The organism is Kitasatospora sp. NPDC056273 (assembly GCF_042268845.1).
Lineage (GTDB): Bacteria > Actinomycetota > Actinomycetes > Streptomycetales > Streptomycetaceae > Kitasatospora.
The window spans coordinates 23,354-43,452 of record NZ_JBHJSJ010000048.1 but is presented as its reverse complement, the minus strand read 5'-3'; the positions used below and the strand labels follow the sequence as shown (position 1 = coordinate 43,452).

Here is a 20,099-nt window from a genome sequence, read left to right as displayed (position 1 = left end):
CCTGCCCTCCTCGGTGCAGGGCGCGGTCAAGATCCTGGTCACCGGTCCGTTCGGGGTCGGCAAGACCACCCTGGTCGGCTCGCTGAGCGAGATCACCCCGCTGCGCACCGAGGAGACCATGACCGCCGCCAGCGCCGGCATCGACGACCTCACCGGTCGCGCCGGCAAGACCACCACCACGGTGGCGCTGGACTTCGGCCGGATCACGCTCAACTCGCGGCTCGCGCTGTACCTGTTCGGCACGCCCGGGCAGCAGCGGTTCTGGCCGCTCTGGGACGACCTGTCGCGCGGAGCGCTCGGCGCCATCGCCATGGTCGACCTGCGCCGCCCGGACGAGAGCTTCGACGTGCTCGGCCGGCTGGAGGAGCAGCGCATCCCGTTCGCGGTCGCGGTCAACACCTTCCCGGACACGCCGAGTTACCCGGAGGAGGAGCTGCGCTCGGCGCTGGACCTGCTGCCGGAGGTGCCGATCCTGCACTGCGACGCGCGCGACCGCCGGCAGTCCTACGACCTGCTGATCGACTTCGTCGACCACCTGCACCGCAACTCGATCCTGGAGCTCCAGGGATGACCTCCCCCGAACACCCGGGAGCCCCCGGGTGCCCCGTCGCCCACGGCGGCGGACGGCCCGGCGGGCTGCCCGTGGGCGTGCCGCTGACGCCGCTGTACGGCCCGGCCGTCGCCGAGGACCCGCACGGCCTCTACGCCCGGCTGCGCGAGCGCTACGGGCCGGTCGCCCCGATCGAGCTGGAGCCCGGGGTCGAGGCCTGGCTCGTCCTCGGCTACGCCGAACTGCTCGAACTCACCCGCAACGAGGCGCTGTTCTCCAAGGACTCGCGCCGCTGGCGGGTGCCCGCCGAGGGCCGGCTGGCGGCCGACTCCCGGCTGCTGCCGATGACCTCCTGGCGGCCCACCCTGCTCAACCTGGACGGCGCCGAGCACCAGCGGCTGCGCGCCGCCGTCTCCGACACCCTCGCCCAGATCGACCACCGCCAGCTGCGCGGCACCACCGAGGCCGCCGCCAACGGGCTGATCGACGGCTGGGGCCCGGACGGCACCGCCGACCTGGTCGCCCAGTACGCGCGCCGGCTGCCGCTGCTGGTCTTCACCCAGCTGGTCGGACTGCCGGTGGAGAGCGGGCCCCGGGTGGTCGAGCTGATCAGCCACTTCGTGGACAGCAGCGCGCAGTCGCAGCGCGCCGGCCTGGAGTTCCAGGCACTGCTCGTCGACCTGGTGCGCCGCCGCCGGGCCGCCCCCAACGCCGACCTCACCTCCTGGCTGCTCGCCCACCCGGCCGGGCTGACCGACGAGGAGGCGGTGCACCACCTGGTGGTGCTGATGGTCGCGGGCAACGAGACCTCGATCAACTGGACCGGCAACACGCTGCGGCTGCTGCTCACCGACCGGCGCTTCCGGGCCACCCTCACCGGCGGGCGGCTGACCGTCTCCGACGCGCTGGAGGAGGTGCTCTGGCGCGACCCGCCCACCCAGAACTTCCCCGGCCGCTGGGCCACCGGCGACACCGTGCTCGGCGGCCAGTACATCAGCGCCGGCGACATGCTCGTCCTCGGTCTGGCCGCGGCCAACGCCGACCCGGCCGCGCAGGGCGTCTCGGCCGCCGCGCAGGGCTCGCTCGGCGGCAACCGGGCCCACCTCGCCTGGGGCGCGGGCCGGCACGTCTGCCCGGCCCAGCACCCGGCCCGGATCATCGTCGAGACCGCCGTCGAGACCCTGCTGCACCGCCTGCCGGACCTCCAACTGGCCGTACCGCCCAACGAGTTGGCCTGGCGCCCGTCCCCGTGGTCCCGGGCCCTGACCGCCCTCCCGGTGCTCTACAGCGCCTTCACCCCGCCCCGCCCGCCCGCCCCCGAGAGGCCCGCATGGACACCACCACCGAATCCGGAACCCGCGCCGAGCCCGTCAGACTCGACCCCTTCGGCCGCGACCAGCACGGCGAGAACGCCCGACTCCGCGAAGCCGGCCCCGCGGTCCTGGTGGAGCTCCCTGGCGGGGTGGTGGTCTGGGCGGTAACCCACCACGACACCCTCCAGTCGCTGCTGTCCGACCCCCGGGTCGGCAAGGACGCCCGGCTCTGGACGACCTTCCGGGAGGGACGGCTGCCGGAGGGCTGGCCGCTGCTCAACTTCATCGTCGTCCCCGGCATGGTCACCGCCGACGGCGAGGACCACCGGCGGCTGCGCGGACTGGTCTCGCAGGCCTTCACCCCGCGCCGGATAGCCGACCTGGCCCCCGCCGTCGAGGCCCGGACGGTCGCGCTGCTGGACGGGGTCGCGAAGCTGGAGGGCGAGTTCGACCTGCGGCGGCACTTCGCCTACCCGCTGCCGATGCAGGTGATCGGCGAACTGCTCGGCCTCGGGCTGGCGGAGCAGGACGAGCTGCACGAGCTGTCCGACACCATGGTCTCCAGTTCGGCCACCCCGGCGGCGGCGCTGGCCGCGCAGCGGGGCCTGAACGCGCTGCTGGCCTCGGTGGTGGCGGCCAAGCGGGCCGAGCCCGGCGACGACCTGACCACCGACCTGATCGCCGTCCACGAGGCGGGCGACCGGCTCAGCGAGGCCGAGCTGGTCGGCACCCTGCTGCTGATGCTGGTCGCCGGTCACGAGACCACGCTCAACCTGATCACCAACGCCGTCCGCGCCCTGCTCGCCCACCCGGACCAGCTGCGGCTCGTCCTGGACGGGGAGCAGCCGTGGTCGGCGGTGGTCGAGGAGACCCTGCGCTACGACTCCCCGGTCGGGCAGTTCCCGCTGCGCTACGCGAGCGAGGACATCGCGGTCGGCGACGTGGTGATCCGGCGCGGCGAGGCGCTGCTGGCCTCCTACGCGGCGGCCGGACGGGACTCCGGGCACCACCCGGACGCGGACCGCTTCGACCTCACCCGGCAGCCCGCCAAGCACCTGTCGCTCGGCCACGGCCCGCACTTCTGCCTCGGCTCCGGGCTCGCCCGGATGGAGGCCGAGACGGCGCTGCGGCACCTGTTCACCCGCTTCCCGGGGCTGGCCCTCGCGGAGGGCCGGACCGACGAGCCGATCGCCTCGTTCGTCAGCAACAGCGTGCGCACCCTGTGGGTGACGGTCTGAGCCGACCGGTTACCTGAGGGCGGTCCGGGTCGTTCGGCAGGGCATGAAGAAACTCGCCACCCTGGCCGCCCTCACCATGGCGGGCCTCGCCCTCGCCGTCCCGGCGGCCTCCGCCACCTCCCAGACCGCCTCCTCGCCGGACGCCACCGGCGGGCTCACCGACGGCCTCGAAGTCTCCCCGGGCGACCTCGCCCTGCGGACCGTGGGCAAGCTCCCGCTGCTCGGCAAGCCCGCCAACGAGATCGAGGCGATCGGGACCAACCAGATGGCCCACCCGGGGCTCAGCGGGCAGATCCTGAACTGACCCGGCGCTCCGCCACCGGAGCGCGGGCGGCCGGCCGACCCCCGAACGGCCGGCCGCCCACGCCACCCGACGCACGACGACCGCTCGACCCGCGGCGCTCAGGCCGCCGGGTTCAGAGCGCGGACAGCCGGTTGAGCTCCGGGTAGCCCAGCCCCTGCGCGAGCGCGGTGAACGTGCCGCTCCCGTACACCTCCTCGGCGGCCCGGCGGACCGCCGCGTACGCCACCTCGGCCAGGCCCGGGCCCAGGCTGATCCGGGCCACGCCGAGCTTCGCCAGCTCGGCGACCGCCGGGGAGCCGGGGCCGGCCAGCACGTTCAGCGGCGCCGGGACGGCCTCGACCAGGGCGGCGATGGTCTCCGGGTCGGACACCCCGGGGACGAACACCCCGTCCGCGCCCGCCTCGACGTACGCCCGCAGCCGGTGCACCGCGTCGTCCAGCCGGCCCTCCGGGGCGCCGATCCCGCGCAGGAACACGTCCGTCCGGGCGTTGACGAAGAGCGGCACGCCGGCCGCGTCCGCCGCGGCCCGGGCGGCCGCGATCCGCTCGGCGGCCTCCGCCGGGGGGCGCCCCTCGTCCTCCAGGTTCACCCCGACGGCACCGGTGGCGAGCAGCGCGGCGACCGTCTCCCCGACCCCGGCGGCGGTGTCCGCGTAGCCGCCCTCCAGGTCCGCGGTGACCGGCAGGTCGACGGCGCGGACCACCTGGGCGGTCCGGGCCAGCACCTGCCCGGGGTCGGCGCCGCCGCCGTCCGCGCTGCCGAGCGACCAGGACACGCTCGCGCTGGCCGTCGCCACCGCCCGCGCCCCGGCGGCGGCCACCAGCCGGGCGCTCGGCACGTCCCAGGCGTTCGCCAGCACCAGCGGCTCGCCCGGGCGGTGCAGCTCCCGCAGCAGCCGGGCCCGCTCCCGCCGGACGGCGGGGTCCGCGGCGCTCACCTGGCGGCCGGGCTCATGCGGGTGGACACGCCGATCCGGTTCCAGGCGTTGATGGTGGCGATCAGCGCGATCAGCTGGGCCAGCTCGGTCTCGTCGAACCGCGCGGCGGCCTCCGCGTACACGGCGTCCGGCACGTGCCCCTGGGTCAGCAGGGTGACCGACTCGGTGAGGGCCAGGGCGGCGCGCTCACGGGCGGTGAACCACGGGGTCTCGCGCCAGGCCGGGAGGGAGACCAGGCGGTGGTCCTGCTCGCCGTGCTTGCGGGCGTCGGTGGAGTGCATGTCGATGCAGAAGGCGCAGCCGTTGAGCATCGAGGCGTGCACCTTGACCAGCTCGGCGATGACCGGGTCGACGCCCTCCCGGGAGGCCCGGTCCACGGCGACCATCGCCTGGTAGTAGGCGGGGGCGAGCTTGTGCATCAGCAGGCGCTGCTCGGGGGCGGGCACCGGGGCGCCGTCCGTACCGGCCGTCCCGTCCGCGGTCGCGCGCGTGGTCTCGTTCGTCGTCATGGTCGCCAGCCTAGGAGCGGGGTGGCCTGCCGTCCTGGTGCGTTCGGCCACGCGTTCCTTGGGCCACTTCCGGCGTGCGAACGACCGTGCGAGGATCGCCGGCAGGAGATCACCGCCAGGGGGTCTCCGACAGGACGAGGTCAGGGGGCCCGGTCGTGTGCACGGCGTTCGTCAGCATCGAGCCGGAAGCGGCCGTGCCGGTGCTGCTGCTGTCCGTCCGGGACGAGTACCTGGGCCGCGCCTGGCTGCCGCCGGACCACCACTGGCCGGACCGGCCCGACCTGCTCGGCGGACTGGACCTCGCGGCCGGCGGCACCTGGCTGGCCGTCGACCCCGTCCGGCGCACCGCCGCCTGCCTGCTGAACGGCTTCGGCCCGCTCGCCCCCGCCGAGGCCCGGCGCACCCGCGGCCGGCTGCCGCTCACCGCCGTCCGGGAGGGCGGCATCGGCCACCTCGACCTCACCCCGTACGACCCGTTCCACCTCGTCCTGGTCCGGGCCGACGGGGCCCGGGTGTCCAGCTGGAGCGGCGGACGGCTGGAGGAGCGCGAACTGCCGTCCGGCCTGAGCGTGGTGCTCAACGACGGGCTGGAGGGCCGGGCGGCCGACCGGACCACCTCCGAGCGGATCCGCGACCTGATGGCCGCGCGGGCCGCCCACTTCCGGTCCCGCCTCACCGCCGAACCCCGGCCCGAACCGACCGCCGACGGGCCGGCCGCCGCGGCCTGGGGCGGATGGCTGCCGATCGTCGCCGGGGACGGGCTGGCGCCGGACGCGGACGCCGCGCTGATCCAGCGGCGCGACTTCGGCGACGGGCGGATCTGGGGCTCCTCGTCGATCTCGCTGCTCGCGCTCGGGCCGGACCTGCTGCGCTACGACTTCGCGGCCGCACCGGTGGCCGCGGACGGGCCGGGGTGGCGGCGGGTGGCGACGGGCTGACCCGCCGGGTCGCGGCGGGCGGCGGCGGGAAAAGGGCTTGCACCTGACGCTGCGGGAGGCGGCATCGTGGCCCGGGTCGAGCCCGAAGGAGACCGCCGTGACCCGCCCGGACCCCCCGCGCCGCCCCCGCCGCCTGCTCGCCGTCCTGACCGTCGCCCTGCCGCTGGCCGGCATGCCGGCCGCGGTGACCGCCGTCGTCCTGCTCGGCGACGCGGCGCACCGGGCCGTCCCGTCCGCCACCGTCCTGGCCTCCGTGGCGGCGGCGCTGATCGGGCACCTCGCCCCCGGTGTCCCGCAGCCGTACGGTCGGTGAACTTCCGACGGCGGGGCTGCCGAACGTCTACATGCGCGTAGTAGCTTCGCGAGGGCCCCCGACCCGGCCGGCCACCGACCCCCGAGCGAAGGTGCGCGATGTCGACCCTGACCTACCCGGAAGCGATAGGCGTCGGCCTGCTCCAGGGCGTGACGGAACTCTTCCCGGTCTCCAGCCTCGGCCACAGCATCCTGCTGCCCGCCCTGGTCGGCGGGCGGATCCAGCACGACCTCGACATGACCGCCGAGGGCTCCTCGTACCTCGCCGCCCTGGTCGCCCTGCACCTGGCCACCGCGCTCGCCCTGGTGGTCTACTTCCGCAAGGACTGGGTCCGGGTGGTCGAGGGGCTGTTCGGCTCGATCCGGCACCGCCGGGTGGAGACCCGCAACGAGAAGCTCGCCTGGCTGCTCGTCCTGTCCACCATCCCGGTCGGCGTGGCCGGCCTCGCGCTGGAGAAGGCCCTGCGCAACGCGCTCGGCAAGCCCGTCCCGGCCGCGGTCTTCCTCGCCCTCAACGGGCTCGTGCTGCTCGGCGCCGAGCGGCTCAAGCGCGGCGGCACCGGCCGCCGCCGGGCCGGACACTCCGCCGGACACGCCGCCGACGAGCCGGGCCTGGACCCGGCGATCGCCTCCGACCACCGGCTGACCAGGCTCGGCTACGGGCAGGGCGCCTGGATCGGCGCCGCGCAGATCCTCGCGCTGTTCCCGGGCATCAGCCGCTCCGGCGTCACCATGAGCGCCGGCATCCTGCGCGGACTGCACCACGAGGACGCCGCCCGGTTCTCCTTCCTGCTCGCCACCCCGGTCATCCTGGCCGCCTCGGTGCTCAAGGTGCCCGAGCTGTTCAGGCCGGAGAACTCCGGCGTGCTCGGCCCCGTCCTCGCGGGCAGCCTCGCCGCCTTCGTGGCCGGCTACGTCTCGGTGCGGTTCCTCACCCGGTACTTCGAGACCCGCAGCCTGACGCCGTTCGCGCTGTACTGCTTCCTGGCCGGCGTCGGCAGCGCGGTCTACCTGTCGCTCTGAGCCGTCCGGCCGCCGCTGCGGGCCGTCCGGCCACCGCTCTTCGCCGTACGGGCCGCCTCGCCCAGGATCCCGGCGAGGTCGGCCGGCCGGGAGAACATCGGCCAGTGCCCGGTGTCCAGCTCCACCAGCCGCCAGTGGCCGTCCGCGACCAGCCCGGCGACCACCGGCGGCGGCTCCGGCCAGTCCATCAGGCACTTCACGTACACCGCCGGGAGAGCGCTCAACGGGCCCTCCAGGAACGCCGGTTCGGTCAGTGAGGGGCCCGGGTGCGGGGTCGCCCCCGCGGCGATCCGGGCGATCTGCCCGACCGTCAGCCCCTGCTCGGCGAACTCGGCCGGCGGCAGCGGCGGCCACCAGCCCCCGTGCGCGGCCAGGTCGGCCCGCAGCGCGGCCGGCTCCGGCAGCTGGTCGGCGAAGGACTCCCCCGCCACCGGCACGTTGGAGTCCACCAGGACCAGCCCGGCCAGCCGCCCGCCGATCCGCTCGGCGGCCTGGCCCACCGGGATGCCCGAGTAGCTGTGCCCGACCAGCACCACCTCGCGCAGGTCCAGCCGCTCCACCTCCGCGACGACGTCCGCCACGTGCGCCTGCTGCCCGGCGGGCGCGCCGCGCTTCTCCGCGAGCCCGGAGAGCGTCAGCGGGTACGCCCCGTGCCCGGCCGCGCGCAGCTCCGCCACGACCTCGTCCCACGCCCAGGCGCCGAGCCAGGCGCCCGCCACCAGCACAAAGTTCGCCATGGGCGGCACCGTAGCGCGCGAGTGTGACGGCGGCCCGGAAAGCGACGGGAAACACCACGTGGAGGAACGGTGGGGGCGCCCCGCCCGCGCCCGGGCGCCCCCGGCGGTTCCGGGTTAGCCGGTGGTGAGGCCCAGGGCGGCCAGCCGGGTCGGGTCGGTGAGGATGTCCAGCCCGGTGATCCGGCCCCCGTGCACGGTGAACGACATGACCGACAGCGGACGGCCCCCGGCGAAGGACACCACCCCGGGCGAGCCGTTGACCAGCACCAGCCGGCCGTCGGCGGCGAACCGGGCGAAGGCGATCGCCTGCGAGGCGACGTCCGCCGCACCGCGGCGCAGCACGCTCGGCACCAGCGTGCCGCCGTCCGACCGGGCCACCACGTCCGGGTCGAGCACCGTCAGCAGAGCGTCGAAGTCCCCGCCCCGGGCGGCCCGCAGGAAGGCCTCCACCACCTCGCGCTTGCGGGCGTCGTCGGAGTCCGCGGCCGGGGTCGCGCCCTGGACCCGGCGGCGGGCGCGGCTGGCCAACTGCCGGGTGGAGGCGGAGGTCCGGCCGAGCACCTCGGCGATCCCGTCGAAGGGCACCTCGAACATGTCGTGCAGCACGAAGGCCACCCGCTCCGCCGGGGAGAGCGTCTCCAGGACCACCATCAGCGCGATCCCGACCGAGTCCGCGACCAGCACCTCGTGCACCGGGTCCAGCGCCGACAGCCCGCCGACCACCGGGTCCGGCAGCCGCACCCGGCCCTCCTGCTCGGGCAGCGGATCCTCCCGGCGGGAGGCGCGGGAACGCAACTGGTCCAGGCAGACCCGGCCGACCACGGTGGTGAGCCACGCCCCGAGGTTGCGCACCCCGCCCACATCGCTGCGGCCCAGCTTCAGCCAGGCCTCCTGCACGGCGTCCTCGGCCTCGGCGAGCGACCCGAGCATCCGGTAGGCCACCGCCCGCAGCCGGGGGCGCTCCGCCTCGAAACGCCGGGCCAGTTCGGCCAGTTCAGCCGGTTCGACTGCTTCAGCCGGTTCGGCCGGGAGGTTCTCCTCGCTCACCCTGTCACATCCTCGGGTCGGGATCCGTCGGTCCAGTGACGGACGCTAACCGACCGGGAGGACACGATGAGGAGGAGCCCGCCGGCGCCACCCGGCGACCCCGCCCGCGCCCCCTGGCGACAGGCGAGAATGGAGGCCGTGAGCACCTCCCGGACCACCTCCTGGACCACCTTCGGCGGCGACCTGCACCTGGACCTCACCGAGCGCCGGGCCGCCGGCGCCGGACTGCGGGCCGCCCTGGAGGACGCGCTGCGCGAGGCCGTCCAGGACGGGCGGCTCACCCCCGGCACCCGGCTGCCGTCCTCCCGGGCCCTCGGCGAGGACCTCGGGATCGCCCGCAACACCGTGGTCGAGGCGTACGGCCAGCTCACCGCCGAGGGCTGGCTCAGCTCCCGGCAGGGCTCCGGCACCACCGTCGCCCGGCGGACGGTCCCGGAACCGGTCCAGGGCCGGCGGCCGGCCCCCCGGGCGGTACGGGCGCGGCAGACCGCCCGGTACGACCTGATGTCCGGACGGCCCGACCTCTCGCTCTTCCCCCGCACCGCCTGGCTGGCCGCCGCCCGCCGCGCCCTCGCCACCGCGCCGCACGAGGCCCTCGACTACGGCAGCCCGCTCGGCCGGATCGAACTGCGGCAGGCGCTCACCCACTACCTGGCCCGGGTCCGCGGGGTGCGCACCGACCCCGACCACCTGCTCGTCTGCACCGGCGTCACCCAGGGCCTCGGCCTGCTCTGCGCCGCCCTGCGGGAACGCGGCGCCCGCACGCTGGCCGTCGAGGAGTACGGGCTGCCGCCGCAGCACGCGGTCGCCCGGGCCGCCGGACTCGCCACCGCCCCGGTGCCGCTGGACGCGGACGGCGCCCTGGTCGACCGGCTCGACCCCCGGGCCGGCGCCGTCCTCCTCACCCCCGCCCACCAGTTCCCCACCGGCGCGGCACTCTCCGCCGACCGGCGGGCGGAGGCGGTGCGGTGGGCGCGGGAGCAGGACCGGTACGTCATCGAGGACGACTACGACGGCGAGTTCCGCTACGACCGGCAGCCGCTCGGCGCGATGCAGGCGCTGGACCCGGAACGGGTGGTGTACGCCGGGACGGCCGCCAAGAGCCTCGCGCCGGGCCTGCGGCTGGCCTGGCTGGCCCTGCCGGACGCGCTGGTCGAGCCGGTCGCCCGACTGAAGGCGCTGGCCGACACGATGTCCCCGGTGCTGGACCAGCTGACGCTCGCCGAACTGATCACCTCCGGCACGTACGACCGTCACGTACGGCGCTGCCGGCTGCACTACCGGCGCCGGCGCGACCACCTGGTCGCGGCGCTCGCCGAACACGCCCCGCACGTCCGGGTCACCGGCATCGCGGCCGGCCTGCACGTCGTCATCCGGCTGCCGCCCGGCTCCACCCCCGAACCCGAACTCCTCGCCCGCGCCCAGCAGGCCGGCCTCGCCCTCCACGGCCTCGCCTGGCACCGCACCACCCCGTCCCCCGCCGACGCCCCGACCGCCCTGGTCATCGGCTACGCCACCTCACCGGACCACGCCTTCCCGGCGGCGGTCCAGGCCCTCTGCGAACTGCTGTGCAGGGCCTGAGCGGGAGAGGGGAGTGCGGGTGGCCGGGCCGGTGCGGGAGCGGCGGTCCGCCCGCCCCCTCGGGGGTGGGGGCGGGCGGACGGTTCGGGGTGTGAACTACTTGTTCCGGCTGCCGAGTTGGAACAGGAGGATGATGAACCCGGCGAAGAGGTGGCAGCCGACGGTGTAGAGCACCAGGCGGTGGTAGACCCGCTTGTTGGCCCACTTGCCGGCGTCCATGGTCTTCGGGCCGGCCGGAGTGTCGGCACCGGCGGCCGGGTTCTCGGCGTCGGCGGCCGGGGTGACGGTGGTGGTGGGATCGGCCATGGTGATCTCCTCCGGGGTGTTCTGACGGCAGGTCAGTGAACGGCGGCGGGGCCGCCGCCGAGGCAGAGTTCGCCGCCGGGGCTCTGCAGCAGGGTGTGGACGAAGAGCAGTTCGACGCCGCTGTCCGACTCTGCGGCGATGCAGTGCGGGGTGAGCGAGTCGTAGTGGGCGGAGTCGCCCACCGCGAGGTGGTGGACGCGGTCGCCGAGGGTGACGCGGAGCGCGCCCTTCAGGACATACAGCCACTCCTCGCCCGGGTGGACCCGGACCACCGTGTCCTGCACGCCCGGCGGGACGTGCACCCGCAGGGCCTGCATCGCGCGGCCGGGGGCGCCGGCCCGGCGGTAGCCCCAGCCACCGGCCCGGCCGGGTTCGATGGCGCCGCCGCGGACGATCGGGTCCGGCTCGGCGAGGGTCTCGCCGAGCAGGCCGGAGACCGAGGTCCCGTACGCGCGGGCGAGGCCGAGCAGGACGGGCAGCGAGGGCTGCCGGCGGCCGGTTTCCAGTCGGGACAGATAGGCTGGGGAGAGCCCGACCCGCCCGGCGGCCACCTCCAGCGTGAGACGGCTGCTGAGCCGGTGCTCACGGAGACGGGCGGCGAGGCCGGCGACCTCCTGGTCGTCGAGCTGTTCGCCTGCTGCGGCGGCGCCGGTGGAGCTGCTGGTCATGTGTCCAGTGGACACCCGCCGTGCCGCACGGGCAAGAATTTTGCCTCAGAGGCAAGACCTCTCCGACAGACGCCCGACCGGCCCCCACTCACGGCCGCGGGATGTTCCGCAGGTTGCTCCGGGCCAGGTCGACCATGCGTCCGACGCCGCCCGAGAGCACCGTCCTGCCCGCCGCCAGCGCGAAGCCCTTTAGCTGGGCGGCGGTGATGTGCGGCGGGATGGAGAGCGCGTTGGGGTCGGTGACCACGTCCACGAGGGCCGGGCCCGGCCGCTCCAGCGCCTCGACCAGCACCTCCCGGACCCGGGCCGGCTCGGTCACCCGCTTGGCCTGGATGCCCATCGCCCGGGCGATCCCGGCGTAGTCCACGTCCCCGTTGTCGATCTCGAACTCCGGGTAGCCGGAGACCAGCATCTCCAGCTTGATCATGCCGAGCGCGCCGTTGTTGAAGACCACCGTCTTCACCGGCAGCCGGTGCTTGGCCACCGTGAGCAGCTCGCCGAGCAGCATGCCGATCCCGCCGTCGCCGGCCATCGCGACCACCTGCCGCCCGGGGCAGGCGAGTTGGGCGCCGATCGCGTGCGGGAGGGCGTTGGCCATCGAGCCGTGCAGGAAGGAGCCGATCACCCGGCGGCGGCCGTTGGGCTGGAGGTAGCGGGCGGCCCAGACGTTGTTCATGCCGGTGTCCACGGTGAACACGGCGTCCTCGGCGGCCACCTCGTCGAGCACCGAGGCGACGTACTCGGGGTGGATCGGCAGGTGCTTCTCGATGTCCCGGGTGTACGCGCCGATCACGTCCTCCAGCGACCGGCAGTGCTTGCGCAGCATCCCGTCCAGGAAGGCGCGGTCGCGCTTGGCGTCGAGCAGCGGCAGCACGGCCCGCAGGGTGGCGGCCACGTCGCCGTGGACGGCGAGTTCGAGGGCGGTGCGGCGGCCGAGCCGGGTGGCGTCGTGGTCGACCTGGACGGTGTGCGCCTGCGGCAGGAAGGAGTCGTACGGGAAGTCGGTGCCGAGCAGCACCACCAGGTCGGCGGAGTGCAGCGCCTCGTGGCAGGCCCCGTAGCCGAGCAGGCCGCTCATGCCCACGTCGTACGGGTTGTCGAACTGGATCCACTCCTTGCCGCGCAGGGAGTGGCCGATCGGCGCGTTCAGGGCCTGCGCGGCGGCCATCACCTCGGCGTGCGCCCCGCGCACCCCGGCGCCGCAGAACAGCACCACCTTGCGGGCGGCGTTGAGCAGCCGGGCCAGTTCCCGCACCTGGGACCAGGGCGGGGCGGCGACGGCCTGCTCGGTGAGGAAGTGGCTGGTGCCGGTGGGGGCGGCGGCGGAGAGCGCGGCGACGTCCCCGGGGAAGGCGAGCACCGAGACGCCGTGCGAGCCGAGCGCGTGCTGGACGGCGACCCGCAGCAGGCGGGGCAGCTGGGCGGGGGTCGAGAGCATCTCGCACCAGGTGCTGCAGTCGGTGAACACCCGCTCGGGGTGGGTCTCCTGGAAGAAGCCGGTGCCGATCTGCCCGGACGGGATGTGCGAGGCGAGCGCGAGCACGGGCAGGCCGCTGCGCTGGGCGTCGTACAGCCCCTGGACGAGGTGGGTGTTGCCGGGGCCGCAGGAGCCGGCGCAGACCGCGAGCCGGCCGGAGAGTTCGGCCTCGGCGGCGGCCGCGAAGGCGCCGGCCTCCTCGTTGCGCACGTGCACCCAGCTGATGCCGTCGGCCCGCCGGATGGCGTCCACGACGGGGTTGAGGCTGTCCCCGACGACGCCGTAGACCCGCTCCACCCCGGCCTGCCGGAGCACTTCCACCATCTGTTCGGCCACGCTCGGCACGGCGGCGACTCCTTCGCTGGGGCGGCTCCACGGGACACCAGCACTCTCCGGGGCGGCCGGGGGCGGCGCAGCCGGGGCGGGGCGAACGGGTGAGGCGGCGGGAGCGGGGTGCGGGCTGCTACTCGGCCGCCAGGTGGTCCTGCTGGCCGAGCTTGCCCGCCGCGAGGCCGGCCTGGGGCTTGCGGCGGCCGGGTTCGCGGCCCGGGGGCTGGGCGACCCGCTCCTGGGCGGGCGGGGCGGTGGTCGGCAGGGTGACCGGGGCACCGGACTTGACCTGCACCGCCTCGCCGTCGTGCCGGACGTGGAGGACCTCGCCGCGGCGCAGCGTGTACGTCGTCCGCTCGTGGGTGATCTCGACGCCGAGCAGGTGCCCGCGCACCAGCAGCGAGAAGCTCAGCCGCATCAGCCCGGACGGCAGCCGGGGCCGGAACGAGAGCGCCTCGCCGTGGTCGCGCAGCCCGCCGAAGCCGGCCACCAGGGCGATGCAGGCCCCGGCGAGCGAGGCCATGTGCAGGCCGTCGCGGGTGTTGCCGCCGAGGTCGTGCAGGTCCATCAGCGCGGCCTCGGCCGTGTAGTCGTAGGCGAGGTCGAGCTGGCCGACCTCGGCGGCGATCACCGCCTGGGTGCAGGCGGAGAGCGAGGAGTCCCGGACGGTCAGCCGCTCGTAGTAGGCGAAGTTGCGGGCCTTCTGCTCGTCGGTGAAGGCGTCGCCGCGGACCTGCATGGCGAGCACCAGGTCGGCCTGCTTGACCACCTGCTTGCGGTACAGGTCGAAGTACGGGTAGTGCAGCAGCAGCGGGTAGTTCTCCGGCGGGGTGTGCTCGAAGTCCCAGACCTGGTGGTGGGTGAAGCCGTCGGCCTGCGGGTGCACGCCGAGGTCCTCGTCGTACGGGATGTACATCGCGGCGGCCGCGTCGCGCCAGGCGGCGGTCTCCTCGGTGTCCACGCCGAGCAGCGCGGCCTCGTGCGGGTTGCGGACGGCGGCCTCGGCCGCGGCGCGCAGGTTGGTCTGCGCCATCAGGTTGGTGAAGACGTTGTTGTCCGCGACGGCGCTGTACTCGTCGGGGCCGGTGACGCCCTCGATGCGGAACCTCCCGGCCACGTCGTGGTGGCCGAGCGAGCGCCACATCCGGGCGGTCTCGACGAGCAGTTCGAGCCCGTACTCGCGCTCGAACTCCGCGTCGCCGGTGGCCCGGACGTAGCGGGCGACGGCGGCGGCGATGTCGGCGCCGATGTGGAAGGCCGCGGTGCCGGCCGGCCAGTACCCGGAGCACTCCTCGCCGCGGATCGTCCGCCACGGGAACACCGCGCCGGACAGGCCGAGTTGGACCGCCCGCTCACGGGCCAGCGGCAGGGTGGTGTGCCGCCAGCGCAGGGCCTGGTTGACGGCGGCGGGCAGGCAGTAGGTGAGCACCGGCAGGACGAAGGTCTCGGTGTCCCAGAAGCTGTGCCCGTCGTAGCCGGGCCCGGTCAGCCCCTTGGCGGGGATGGCCCGCTCCTCGCTGCGGGCGCCGGCCTGCAGGACGTGGAAGACGGCGAACCGGACGGCCTGCTGGAGTTCGACGTCGCCCTCGATCTCGATGTCGCTGGTCTCCCAGAACTCCTGGAGGAATTCGGCCTGTTCGGCGATCAGCCCGTCCCAGCCGGTGTACCGGGCGGCGGTCAGCGCGGCCTCCACCTGGTCCCGGACGGCGGGCAGCGAGCGGGTGCCGGACCAGCCGTAGGCCATGAACTTGGTCAGCCGCAGCCGCTGTCCGGCCTTGAGCACGGTGGTGACGCTGATCCGGCACTGGTCGGCGTCGGCCTCGGCGACGGTGTCGGACTTCTCCGGCCCCTCGATGATGTGGTCCATCCCGGCCGCGACCCGGATGCCGCTGTACCGGGTGCGGTGCACCAGGATGGCCTTGGTCCCGCTGGCGTGGTGCGCCTCGGGCTGCAGCGGCGCCTCCAGCACGGCGGCGGCCCGCGGGTCGCCCTCGGGGCCGCCGGGCAGCTGCTCGTTGGCGACCAGCTCGGACTGGAGCACGATCCGCACCGGGCCGTCCACCGCCTCGACGCTGTACTCGACGGCGGCGACGGCGCGCTGGGTGAGCGAGACCAGTCGGGAGGAGCGCACCCTGATCGTCCGCCCGGCCGGGGAGGTCCACTCCGCCTCGCGGTGCAGCAGGCCCTCGCGGACGTCCAACCAGCGCTTGTGGCTGACGAGTTCGCCGTAGCGCAGGTCGAAGGGCTCGTCGTCCACCAGCAGCCGGATGATCTTGCCGTTGGTCACGTTGATGACGCTCTGACTGGACTCCGGGTAGCCGTAGCCGCCCTCGCCGTACGGCAGCGGGCGCAGCTCGAAGACGCCGTTGAGGTAGGTGCCGGGCAGGCCGTGCGGCTCGCCCTCGTCCAGGTTGGCGCGCAGGCCGATGTGGCCGTTGGAGAGCGCGAAGACCGACTCGGCGCGGGCCATCGAGGCCAGGTCCAGGCCCTGTTCGGTGATCTGCCAGGGGTCGATCGCGAAGTTCTTGTCCCCGGGAGTCATGCCTTCTCCTCCCCCAGGAGCTCGGAGAGGTCCTGGACGACCACGGTGGCGCCGTCCCGGCGCAGTTCGGCGGCCTGGCCGGTGCGGTCCACCCCGACCACCGCGCCGAAGCCGCCGGCCCGGCCGGAGGCGACCCCGGCGAGCGCGTCCTCGAAGACCGCGGCGTGGGCGGGTTCGACGCCGAGGGCGCGGGCGGCGTACAGGTAGGTGTCGGGGGCCGGCTTGCCGGGCAGTCCCTCGGCCTTGGCGGTGTTGCCGTCCACGATCACCTCGAACAGTTCCTCGATGCCGGCCGCCCGCAGCACGTCCCGGCAGTTGGCGCTGGAGGAGACCACGGCGCTGGGCAGCCCGGCCGCGCGCAGCCGGTGCACGTAGTCGACCGAGCCCTGGTACGCCTGGACGCCCTGCTCCCGGATCAGCCGCAGCACGGTGTCGTTCTTGGCCCGGCTGATCCCTTGCACCGTGGGGGAGTTGGGCGGATCGTCCGGGGTGCCCTCGGGCAGGTCGACGCCCCGGCTGCGCAGGAACGCGCGGGTGCCGTCCAGGCGCGGGCGGCCGTCCACGTAGGTGTCGTAGTCGGTGACGGCGTCGAAGGGGACGAACTGGCCGCCGGTGCGGGCGGCTTCGGCGCGCAGGAAGGCGTCGAAGGTGTCCTTCCAGGCCGCGGCGTGCACCTTCGCGGTCTGGGTGAGCACCCCGTCGAGGTCGAAGAGGAAAGCACGGATGTCGTCCGGTAGCCCCAGCATGGGTGCAGTCTTACCCGGGAACGGGGGGAAGCCGCCCATTTCCCGGCGGCGCGTCGCGGGAAGGGCGGCTTCCGGTTGCCGGGCCGGACCGGGGCGGGGCGGCGTCACGGCGCCGGGACGGCGTTACGGCGAGTCGGGCATCTGCGCCTCGGGCGCCTCGATGACCGCGAAGACCGCGCCCTGCGGGTCCTGGACCACCGCCATCCGGCCGGACTGCATGTCGAAGGCCGGCTGGATCACCGAGCCGCCCGCCTTGACCAGGGCGTCCACCGTGGAGTCGGCGCCGTCCACCGAGAAGTAGGTCATCCAGTGCGAGGGCGTGCCGGCCGCCAGGTAGCCGGGGATCGCCTGCATGCCGCCCACCGTGCGGTCGGCGACGTTGAGCGAGAAGTAGCCGTCCATGCCCTGGATGGTGGCCGGGCGCAGCCCGAGGGCCGGCTGGTAGAAGCGGCCGGCCGCGCCGGTGTCGGCGGTGTTGAGCTCGTTCCAGACCAGTGCGCCGGGCTCGTTGACCACGCCCGCGCCGATGAAGTCCATCGCCTGCCAGACCCCGAACACCGCGCCGGTCGGGTCGGCGGCGACCAGCATCCGGCCGATCGTGCCGACGTCCATCGGGTCGTACAGGACCGTGCCGCCGGCCTCGGTGATGGACGCCCGGGCCGCGTCGGCGTCGTCCGAGGCGAGGTAGGTGGTCCAGGCGACGGGCGGCGTCGGCTGCCCCTCGGGCGCCGCCTGCGCCATGATCCCGGCGACCGGCCGGCCGTTGAGCATGCACACGGCGTAGCCGCCGAACTCGGCCGGGCCGACCTCGCCCTGCCAGCCGAACAGGTCGCGGTAGAAGTCGAGCGCGGCCTGCTGGTCGCTCGCCATCAGGTCGACCCAGCACGGGGTGCCGGGCTTGTACGGATCGGTGACTACGGGCATTGCTGGGCCTCCCGGAGGCGGTGGTGGCCGGCTGTGGTGGTCGGGACGGTCGGAGCGGTCGGGCCCTCGTCCCGGCCGGGCCCGGTGGGGGTACGGCCCGGCCGGGACGACGGCGGTACACCGCCACCTTCGGCCCGCCGCCGCGATCCCGCCACCGGACGGCGCCCTGGCGGGCGACCGGCGGCCGGACCGTCACGGGGCTCGGGCGGGGTGCTCACGGGCTGTTCACCGGGGCTGTTCCCCGAACTCTTCCCCGGGCTGCTCACGGGGCGTCGTGGTGGTGCCCGGTGACGAAGTACGGCTGCACCTTGCCGCTCTGCGCGTAGTCCTTGAGCCGGACCAGCAGTTCGGCCCAGGTGCCGGCCACCGCCGGGACGCCGTCCTCGCTGCCCGGCTGCCAGCCGCCGTGCCGGAACAGCAGCCGGGTGCGCCCGGGCGCGGCGGGCCGGCCGGGCTCGGAGGCGGTGGGCTCGTCGGGGGCGACGGGCTGGTCGGACAGTTCCCAGCTGATCCAGGTGCCGGCCCAGTGCGGCGGGAAGGACCCGGCGTTGGTCCACACCACCCGGTCCCGGTCGGCCCGCTCCACCCGCAGCCGGAACGGCTCGGGGACGTCGGGGAAGTCGAACAGCAGGACGTCGCCGTCCCGGTCCACGCCGGTGGTCCACCAGGCGGTCAGCCCGTCGTGCGTGGTGAGTGCGGCGAGCACCACGTCCCGGGGCGCGGCGATGTCGAGCTGGAGGGCGATCTCGGGCATGGGTCCGCCTTTCGGTGGCCGCCGGATTCCCTTACGCCCACCATGGCACGACCCCCGGGCCCGCGCGCCCCGGAGGGCGCCGGCCCGGGGGTCGTCCCCGTCGTTCCGGTGGGTGCGGTCGTTCCGGTGCGGTCAGCCGCCGCTGCCGTAACTGGTGTTCGCGCAGATGTCGTCGTCCGCCGAGCGGGCGTCGTTGGTGATGGTGGTCGGCAGCGGCTGCGGGGGCGCCGGGACGCCCGGGGTGGCGGCCGTCGCGCCGCCGCCGGCGGGGGCACCGGTCGACATCCCCATCGCGGCCGCGAAGTCCTGGCCGGTGATCACCGAGATGCCCCGGGCGGTGCTGGACTCCAGGCTGGCGCCGGGGAACAGCGCGGCGACCTTCTCGGCGTTCGCCTTCTGCCCGGTGCCGTACTCGATCGTGGTGGTCTTGTACTTGGTGCTCGCCGCCTGGCCCGCCGTGCTGGCGGTGAACTTGGCGCCCTTCAGCAGTTCGGTCGCCTTGCCGGCCAGGCCGTTGGTCATCGTCCCGTTGTAGACCGCCACCCTGATCGCCGAGTTGGACGTGTCCGCGGCCGGGGCGGCCGGGGTGGTGGGCGCGGCGGGCTGCTGCGGAGCCGGGCCGGTGCCGTCCGCCGGGGCGTCCGGCTGCTGGCCGGTGGCGTTCTGGCCGTCGATGGTCTGGTCGGCCTTGAGGGTCTCCCAGAGCTTGTTGGCGTCCGGCTGGACCAGGTCGAGGTCCTTGTCCTGGGTGCGGAAGCGCCAGGGTGCCGTCACGAACTTCAGGTCGTGCATGTCGATGTTCTTCAGCGACAGGCCGAAGGAGGCAAGCTTGTCGGCCGAGTCCAGGCCCGGGTCGACGACCAGCGACTTGGTCGCGGCGTCGGCCAGCGGCAGGAGGGTGGTGGGGTTCATCCCCTCCTTCTTGATCTTGGTGGCGAGCGAGCCGAGGAAGGCCTGCTGGCGCTTCATCCGGCCGATGTCCGAGCCGTCGCCGATGCCGTGCCGCAGCCGGACGTAGTCGAGCGCCTGCTGGCCCTCGACGGTCTGCTTGCCCTGCGGGAGGACGAGGTCGCCCTTCCTCTTCAGGTTGGGGTTGATGTCCCCCTCGTAGATCGGCTTCGGCAGGCAGATGTCCACGCCGTTCACGGCCTTGGTCATCGCGGCGAAGCCGTTGAAGTCGACGACCAGGGTGTGGTCGACGCGGATTCCGGTGAGCTTCTCCACCGTGTTCTGGGTGCAGGCCGGGTTGCCGTCGTCGCTGCCGCCCATCGAGAACGCGGCGTTGAACAGGTCGGTGTTGCCGCCCTTGGTCCACTTGCCGTTGGGCAGCTTGCAGGACGGCAGCTCGACCTTGGCGTTGCGCGGTATCGAGATGCCGACGGCGTGCTTGTGGTCGGCGTAGACGTGCAGCAGGATCGTGGTGTCCGAGCGGGCGCCGCCGTCCTCGCCGCCGCCGAGGTCGGAGTTGTTCTTGCCGCGGCTGTCCGAGCCGATCAGCAGCACGTTGACCGGCCTGTTGCCGTCCGCGTCGGCCTTCGCCTCCGGGGGGCGGTTGCGGGCTATGGCGTCGGCGTCGAAGGACTTGATGTTGGCGTTCAGCTTGAGGTAGATCGCGCCACCGACACCGGCGATGACCACCAGCACGCCCGCCGTCGACCAGGCGACGATCTTCTTCACGTTCTTCTTGGGCTTGGCGCTCTTGCGCGCCGCGGCCCGGCCGCCACCCGCGGCGGCCGCGGCACCCGCGGTGGCCGAACCGCCACCCTTGCCCTGCGCGGCACGGCGGGCCTCCGCCCGGCCACCGCTGCGCGGACCGGGCACTGAACTCTCCGCACCTTCCGTCGTGGGCATGTCCTCGCCCCG

The 20,099-nt window shown here is 74.6% G+C and carries 20 protein-coding genes; 8 read left to right on the top strand and 12 right to left on the bottom strand.

Going from position 1 to position 20,099, the window contains the following annotated elements:
* The first annotated feature begins 1 nt into the window (after nucleotide 1).
* Genes ACFCY1_RS31800 through ACFCY1_RS31785 form a run of 4 tightly spaced genes read left to right on the top strand, consistent with a single transcriptional unit; the run spans nucleotide 2 to nucleotide 3,405 of the window.
* Nucleotides 2-571, top strand: a complete 570-nt coding sequence (locus tag ACFCY1_RS31800; RefSeq protein ID WP_049653188.1) for an ATP/GTP-binding protein — start codon at nucleotides 2-4, stop codon at nucleotides 569-571.
* Nucleotides 568-2,031, top strand: coding sequence for a cytochrome P450 (locus ACFCY1_RS31795; RefSeq protein WP_375876780.1), 1,464 nt, complete (start codon nucleotides 568-570; stop codon nucleotides 2,029-2,031). Before ACFCY1_RS31800 ends, ACFCY1_RS31795 begins: the two co-directional genes overlap by 4 nt.
* Entirely contained in the window at nucleotides 2,016-3,101 is a 1,086-nt protein-coding gene (locus tag ACFCY1_RS31790) for a cytochrome P450 (RefSeq protein WP_234348443.1), read from the top strand. The genes ACFCY1_RS31795 and ACFCY1_RS31790 overlap by 16 nt, the downstream gene beginning before the upstream one ends.
* A 43-nt stretch (nucleotides 3,102-3,144) precedes the next feature.
* On the top strand, nucleotides 3,145-3,405 hold the full coding sequence (locus ACFCY1_RS31785; protein WP_049653159.1) for a hypothetical protein: 261 nt from the start codon (nucleotides 3,145-3,147) through the stop codon (nucleotides 3,403-3,405).
* A 112-nt stretch (nucleotides 3,406-3,517) separates the two neighbouring features.
* Here the strand turns inward: ACFCY1_RS31785 and ACFCY1_RS31780 are convergent, their stop codons facing one another.
* Nucleotides 3,518-4,342, bottom strand: coding sequence for an isocitrate lyase/phosphoenolpyruvate mutase family protein (locus ACFCY1_RS31780; protein ID WP_375876779.1), 825 nt, complete (start codon nucleotides 4,340-4,342; stop codon nucleotides 3,518-3,520).
* On the bottom strand, nucleotides 4,339-4,851 hold the full coding sequence (locus tag ACFCY1_RS31775; protein WP_117488969.1) for a carboxymuconolactone decarboxylase family protein: 513 nt from the start codon (nucleotides 4,849-4,851) through the stop codon (nucleotides 4,339-4,341). The genes ACFCY1_RS31780 and ACFCY1_RS31775 overlap by 4 nt, the downstream gene beginning before the upstream one ends.
* Before the next feature lie 155 nt (nucleotides 4,852-5,006).
* On the opposite strand from ACFCY1_RS31775, the gene ACFCY1_RS31770 reads away from it, so the two are divergent.
* From ACFCY1_RS31770 to ACFCY1_RS31760, 3 genes are all read left to right on the top strand, one after another.
* Nucleotides 5,007-5,789, top strand: a complete 783-nt coding sequence (locus tag ACFCY1_RS31770) for an NRDE family protein (RefSeq protein ID WP_375876778.1) — start codon at nucleotides 5,007-5,009, stop codon at nucleotides 5,787-5,789.
* A 97-nt stretch (nucleotides 5,790-5,886) separates the two neighbouring features.
* Nucleotides 5,887-6,102, top strand: a complete 216-nt coding sequence (locus ACFCY1_RS31765; protein ID WP_074002072.1) for a hypothetical protein — start codon at nucleotides 5,887-5,889, stop codon at nucleotides 6,100-6,102.
* Nucleotides 6,103-6,200: 98 nt separating this feature from the next.
* Nucleotides 6,201-7,124 (top strand): undecaprenyl-diphosphate phosphatase, encoded by a 924-nt coding sequence (locus ACFCY1_RS31760; RefSeq protein WP_375876777.1) that lies wholly within the window; start codon nucleotides 6,201-6,203, stop codon nucleotides 7,122-7,124.
* Here ACFCY1_RS31760 and ACFCY1_RS31755 read toward each other — a convergent pair.
* Both ACFCY1_RS31755 and ACFCY1_RS31750 read right to left on the bottom strand, forming a co-directional pair.
* Nucleotides 7,109-7,861, bottom strand: a complete 753-nt coding sequence (locus tag ACFCY1_RS31755) for an alpha/beta fold hydrolase (protein ID WP_375876776.1) — start codon at nucleotides 7,859-7,861, stop codon at nucleotides 7,109-7,111. The genes ACFCY1_RS31760 and ACFCY1_RS31755 overlap by 16 nt on opposite strands.
* Nucleotides 7,862-7,975: 114 nt before the next feature.
* Nucleotides 7,976-8,854 carry a sigma-70 family RNA polymerase sigma factor gene (locus tag ACFCY1_RS31750; protein WP_375876795.1) on the bottom strand — a complete coding sequence of 293 codons (879 nt, stop codon included), beginning with the start codon at nucleotides 8,852-8,854 and terminating at the stop codon, nucleotides 7,976-7,978.
* A 192-nt stretch (nucleotides 8,855-9,046) separates the two neighbouring features.
* Here ACFCY1_RS31750 and ACFCY1_RS31745 point away from each other — a divergent pair, with 192 nt between their 5' ends.
* On the top strand, nucleotides 9,047-10,489 hold the full coding sequence (locus tag ACFCY1_RS31745) for a PLP-dependent aminotransferase family protein (protein WP_375876775.1): 1,443 nt from the start codon (nucleotides 9,047-9,049) through the stop codon (nucleotides 10,487-10,489).
* A gap of 96 nt (nucleotides 10,490-10,585) precedes the next feature.
* Here the strand turns inward: ACFCY1_RS31745 and ACFCY1_RS31740 are convergent, their stop codons facing one another.
* The 8 genes from ACFCY1_RS31740 to ACFCY1_RS31705 form a co-directional block, all read right to left on the bottom strand.
* Nucleotides 10,586-10,795 carry a DUF6126 family protein gene (locus tag ACFCY1_RS31740; protein ID WP_049651771.1) on the bottom strand — a complete coding sequence of 70 codons (210 nt, stop codon included), beginning with the start codon at nucleotides 10,793-10,795 and terminating at the stop codon, nucleotides 10,586-10,588.
* A gap of 32 nt (nucleotides 10,796-10,827) precedes the next feature.
* The gene (locus ACFCY1_RS31735; RefSeq protein WP_049651770.1) at nucleotides 10,828-11,463 is read right to left on the bottom strand and encodes a helix-turn-helix domain-containing protein; all 636 of its coding nucleotides are present in this window, start codon (nucleotides 11,461-11,463) and stop codon (nucleotides 10,828-10,830) included.
* A gap of 88 nt (nucleotides 11,464-11,551) precedes the next feature.
* Nucleotides 11,552-13,264 (bottom strand): pyruvate dehydrogenase, encoded by a 1,713-nt coding sequence (locus tag ACFCY1_RS31730; protein WP_375876794.1) that lies wholly within the window; start codon nucleotides 13,262-13,264, stop codon nucleotides 11,552-11,554.
* 139 nt (nucleotides 13,265-13,403) lie between these two features.
* Entirely contained in the window at nucleotides 13,404-15,812 is a 2,409-nt protein-coding gene (locus tag ACFCY1_RS31725; RefSeq protein WP_074002068.1) for a glycoside hydrolase family 65 protein, read from the bottom strand.
* On the bottom strand, nucleotides 15,809-16,558 hold the full coding sequence (locus ACFCY1_RS31720; RefSeq protein WP_181970639.1) for an HAD family phosphatase: 750 nt from the start codon (nucleotides 16,556-16,558) through the stop codon (nucleotides 15,809-15,811). The genes ACFCY1_RS31725 and ACFCY1_RS31720 overlap by 4 nt, the downstream gene beginning before the upstream one ends.
* Before the next feature lie 123 nt (nucleotides 16,559-16,681).
* On the bottom strand, nucleotides 16,682-17,482 hold the full coding sequence (locus ACFCY1_RS31715) for a VOC family protein (protein ID WP_049651767.1): 801 nt from the start codon (nucleotides 17,480-17,482) through the stop codon (nucleotides 16,682-16,684).
* 262 nt (nucleotides 17,483-17,744) lie between these two features.
* A complete protein-coding gene (locus tag ACFCY1_RS31710) occupies nucleotides 17,745-18,236 on the bottom strand; it encodes an SRPBCC domain-containing protein (protein ID WP_375876774.1) in 492 nt (163 codons plus the stop codon).
* A 132-nt stretch (nucleotides 18,237-18,368) separates the two neighbouring features.
* Nucleotides 18,369-20,087 carry an LCP family protein gene (locus ACFCY1_RS31705; RefSeq protein WP_375876773.1) on the bottom strand — a complete coding sequence of 573 codons (1,719 nt, stop codon included), beginning with the start codon at nucleotides 20,085-20,087 and terminating at the stop codon, nucleotides 18,369-18,371.
* Nucleotides 20,088-20,099 lie beyond the last annotated feature (12 nt).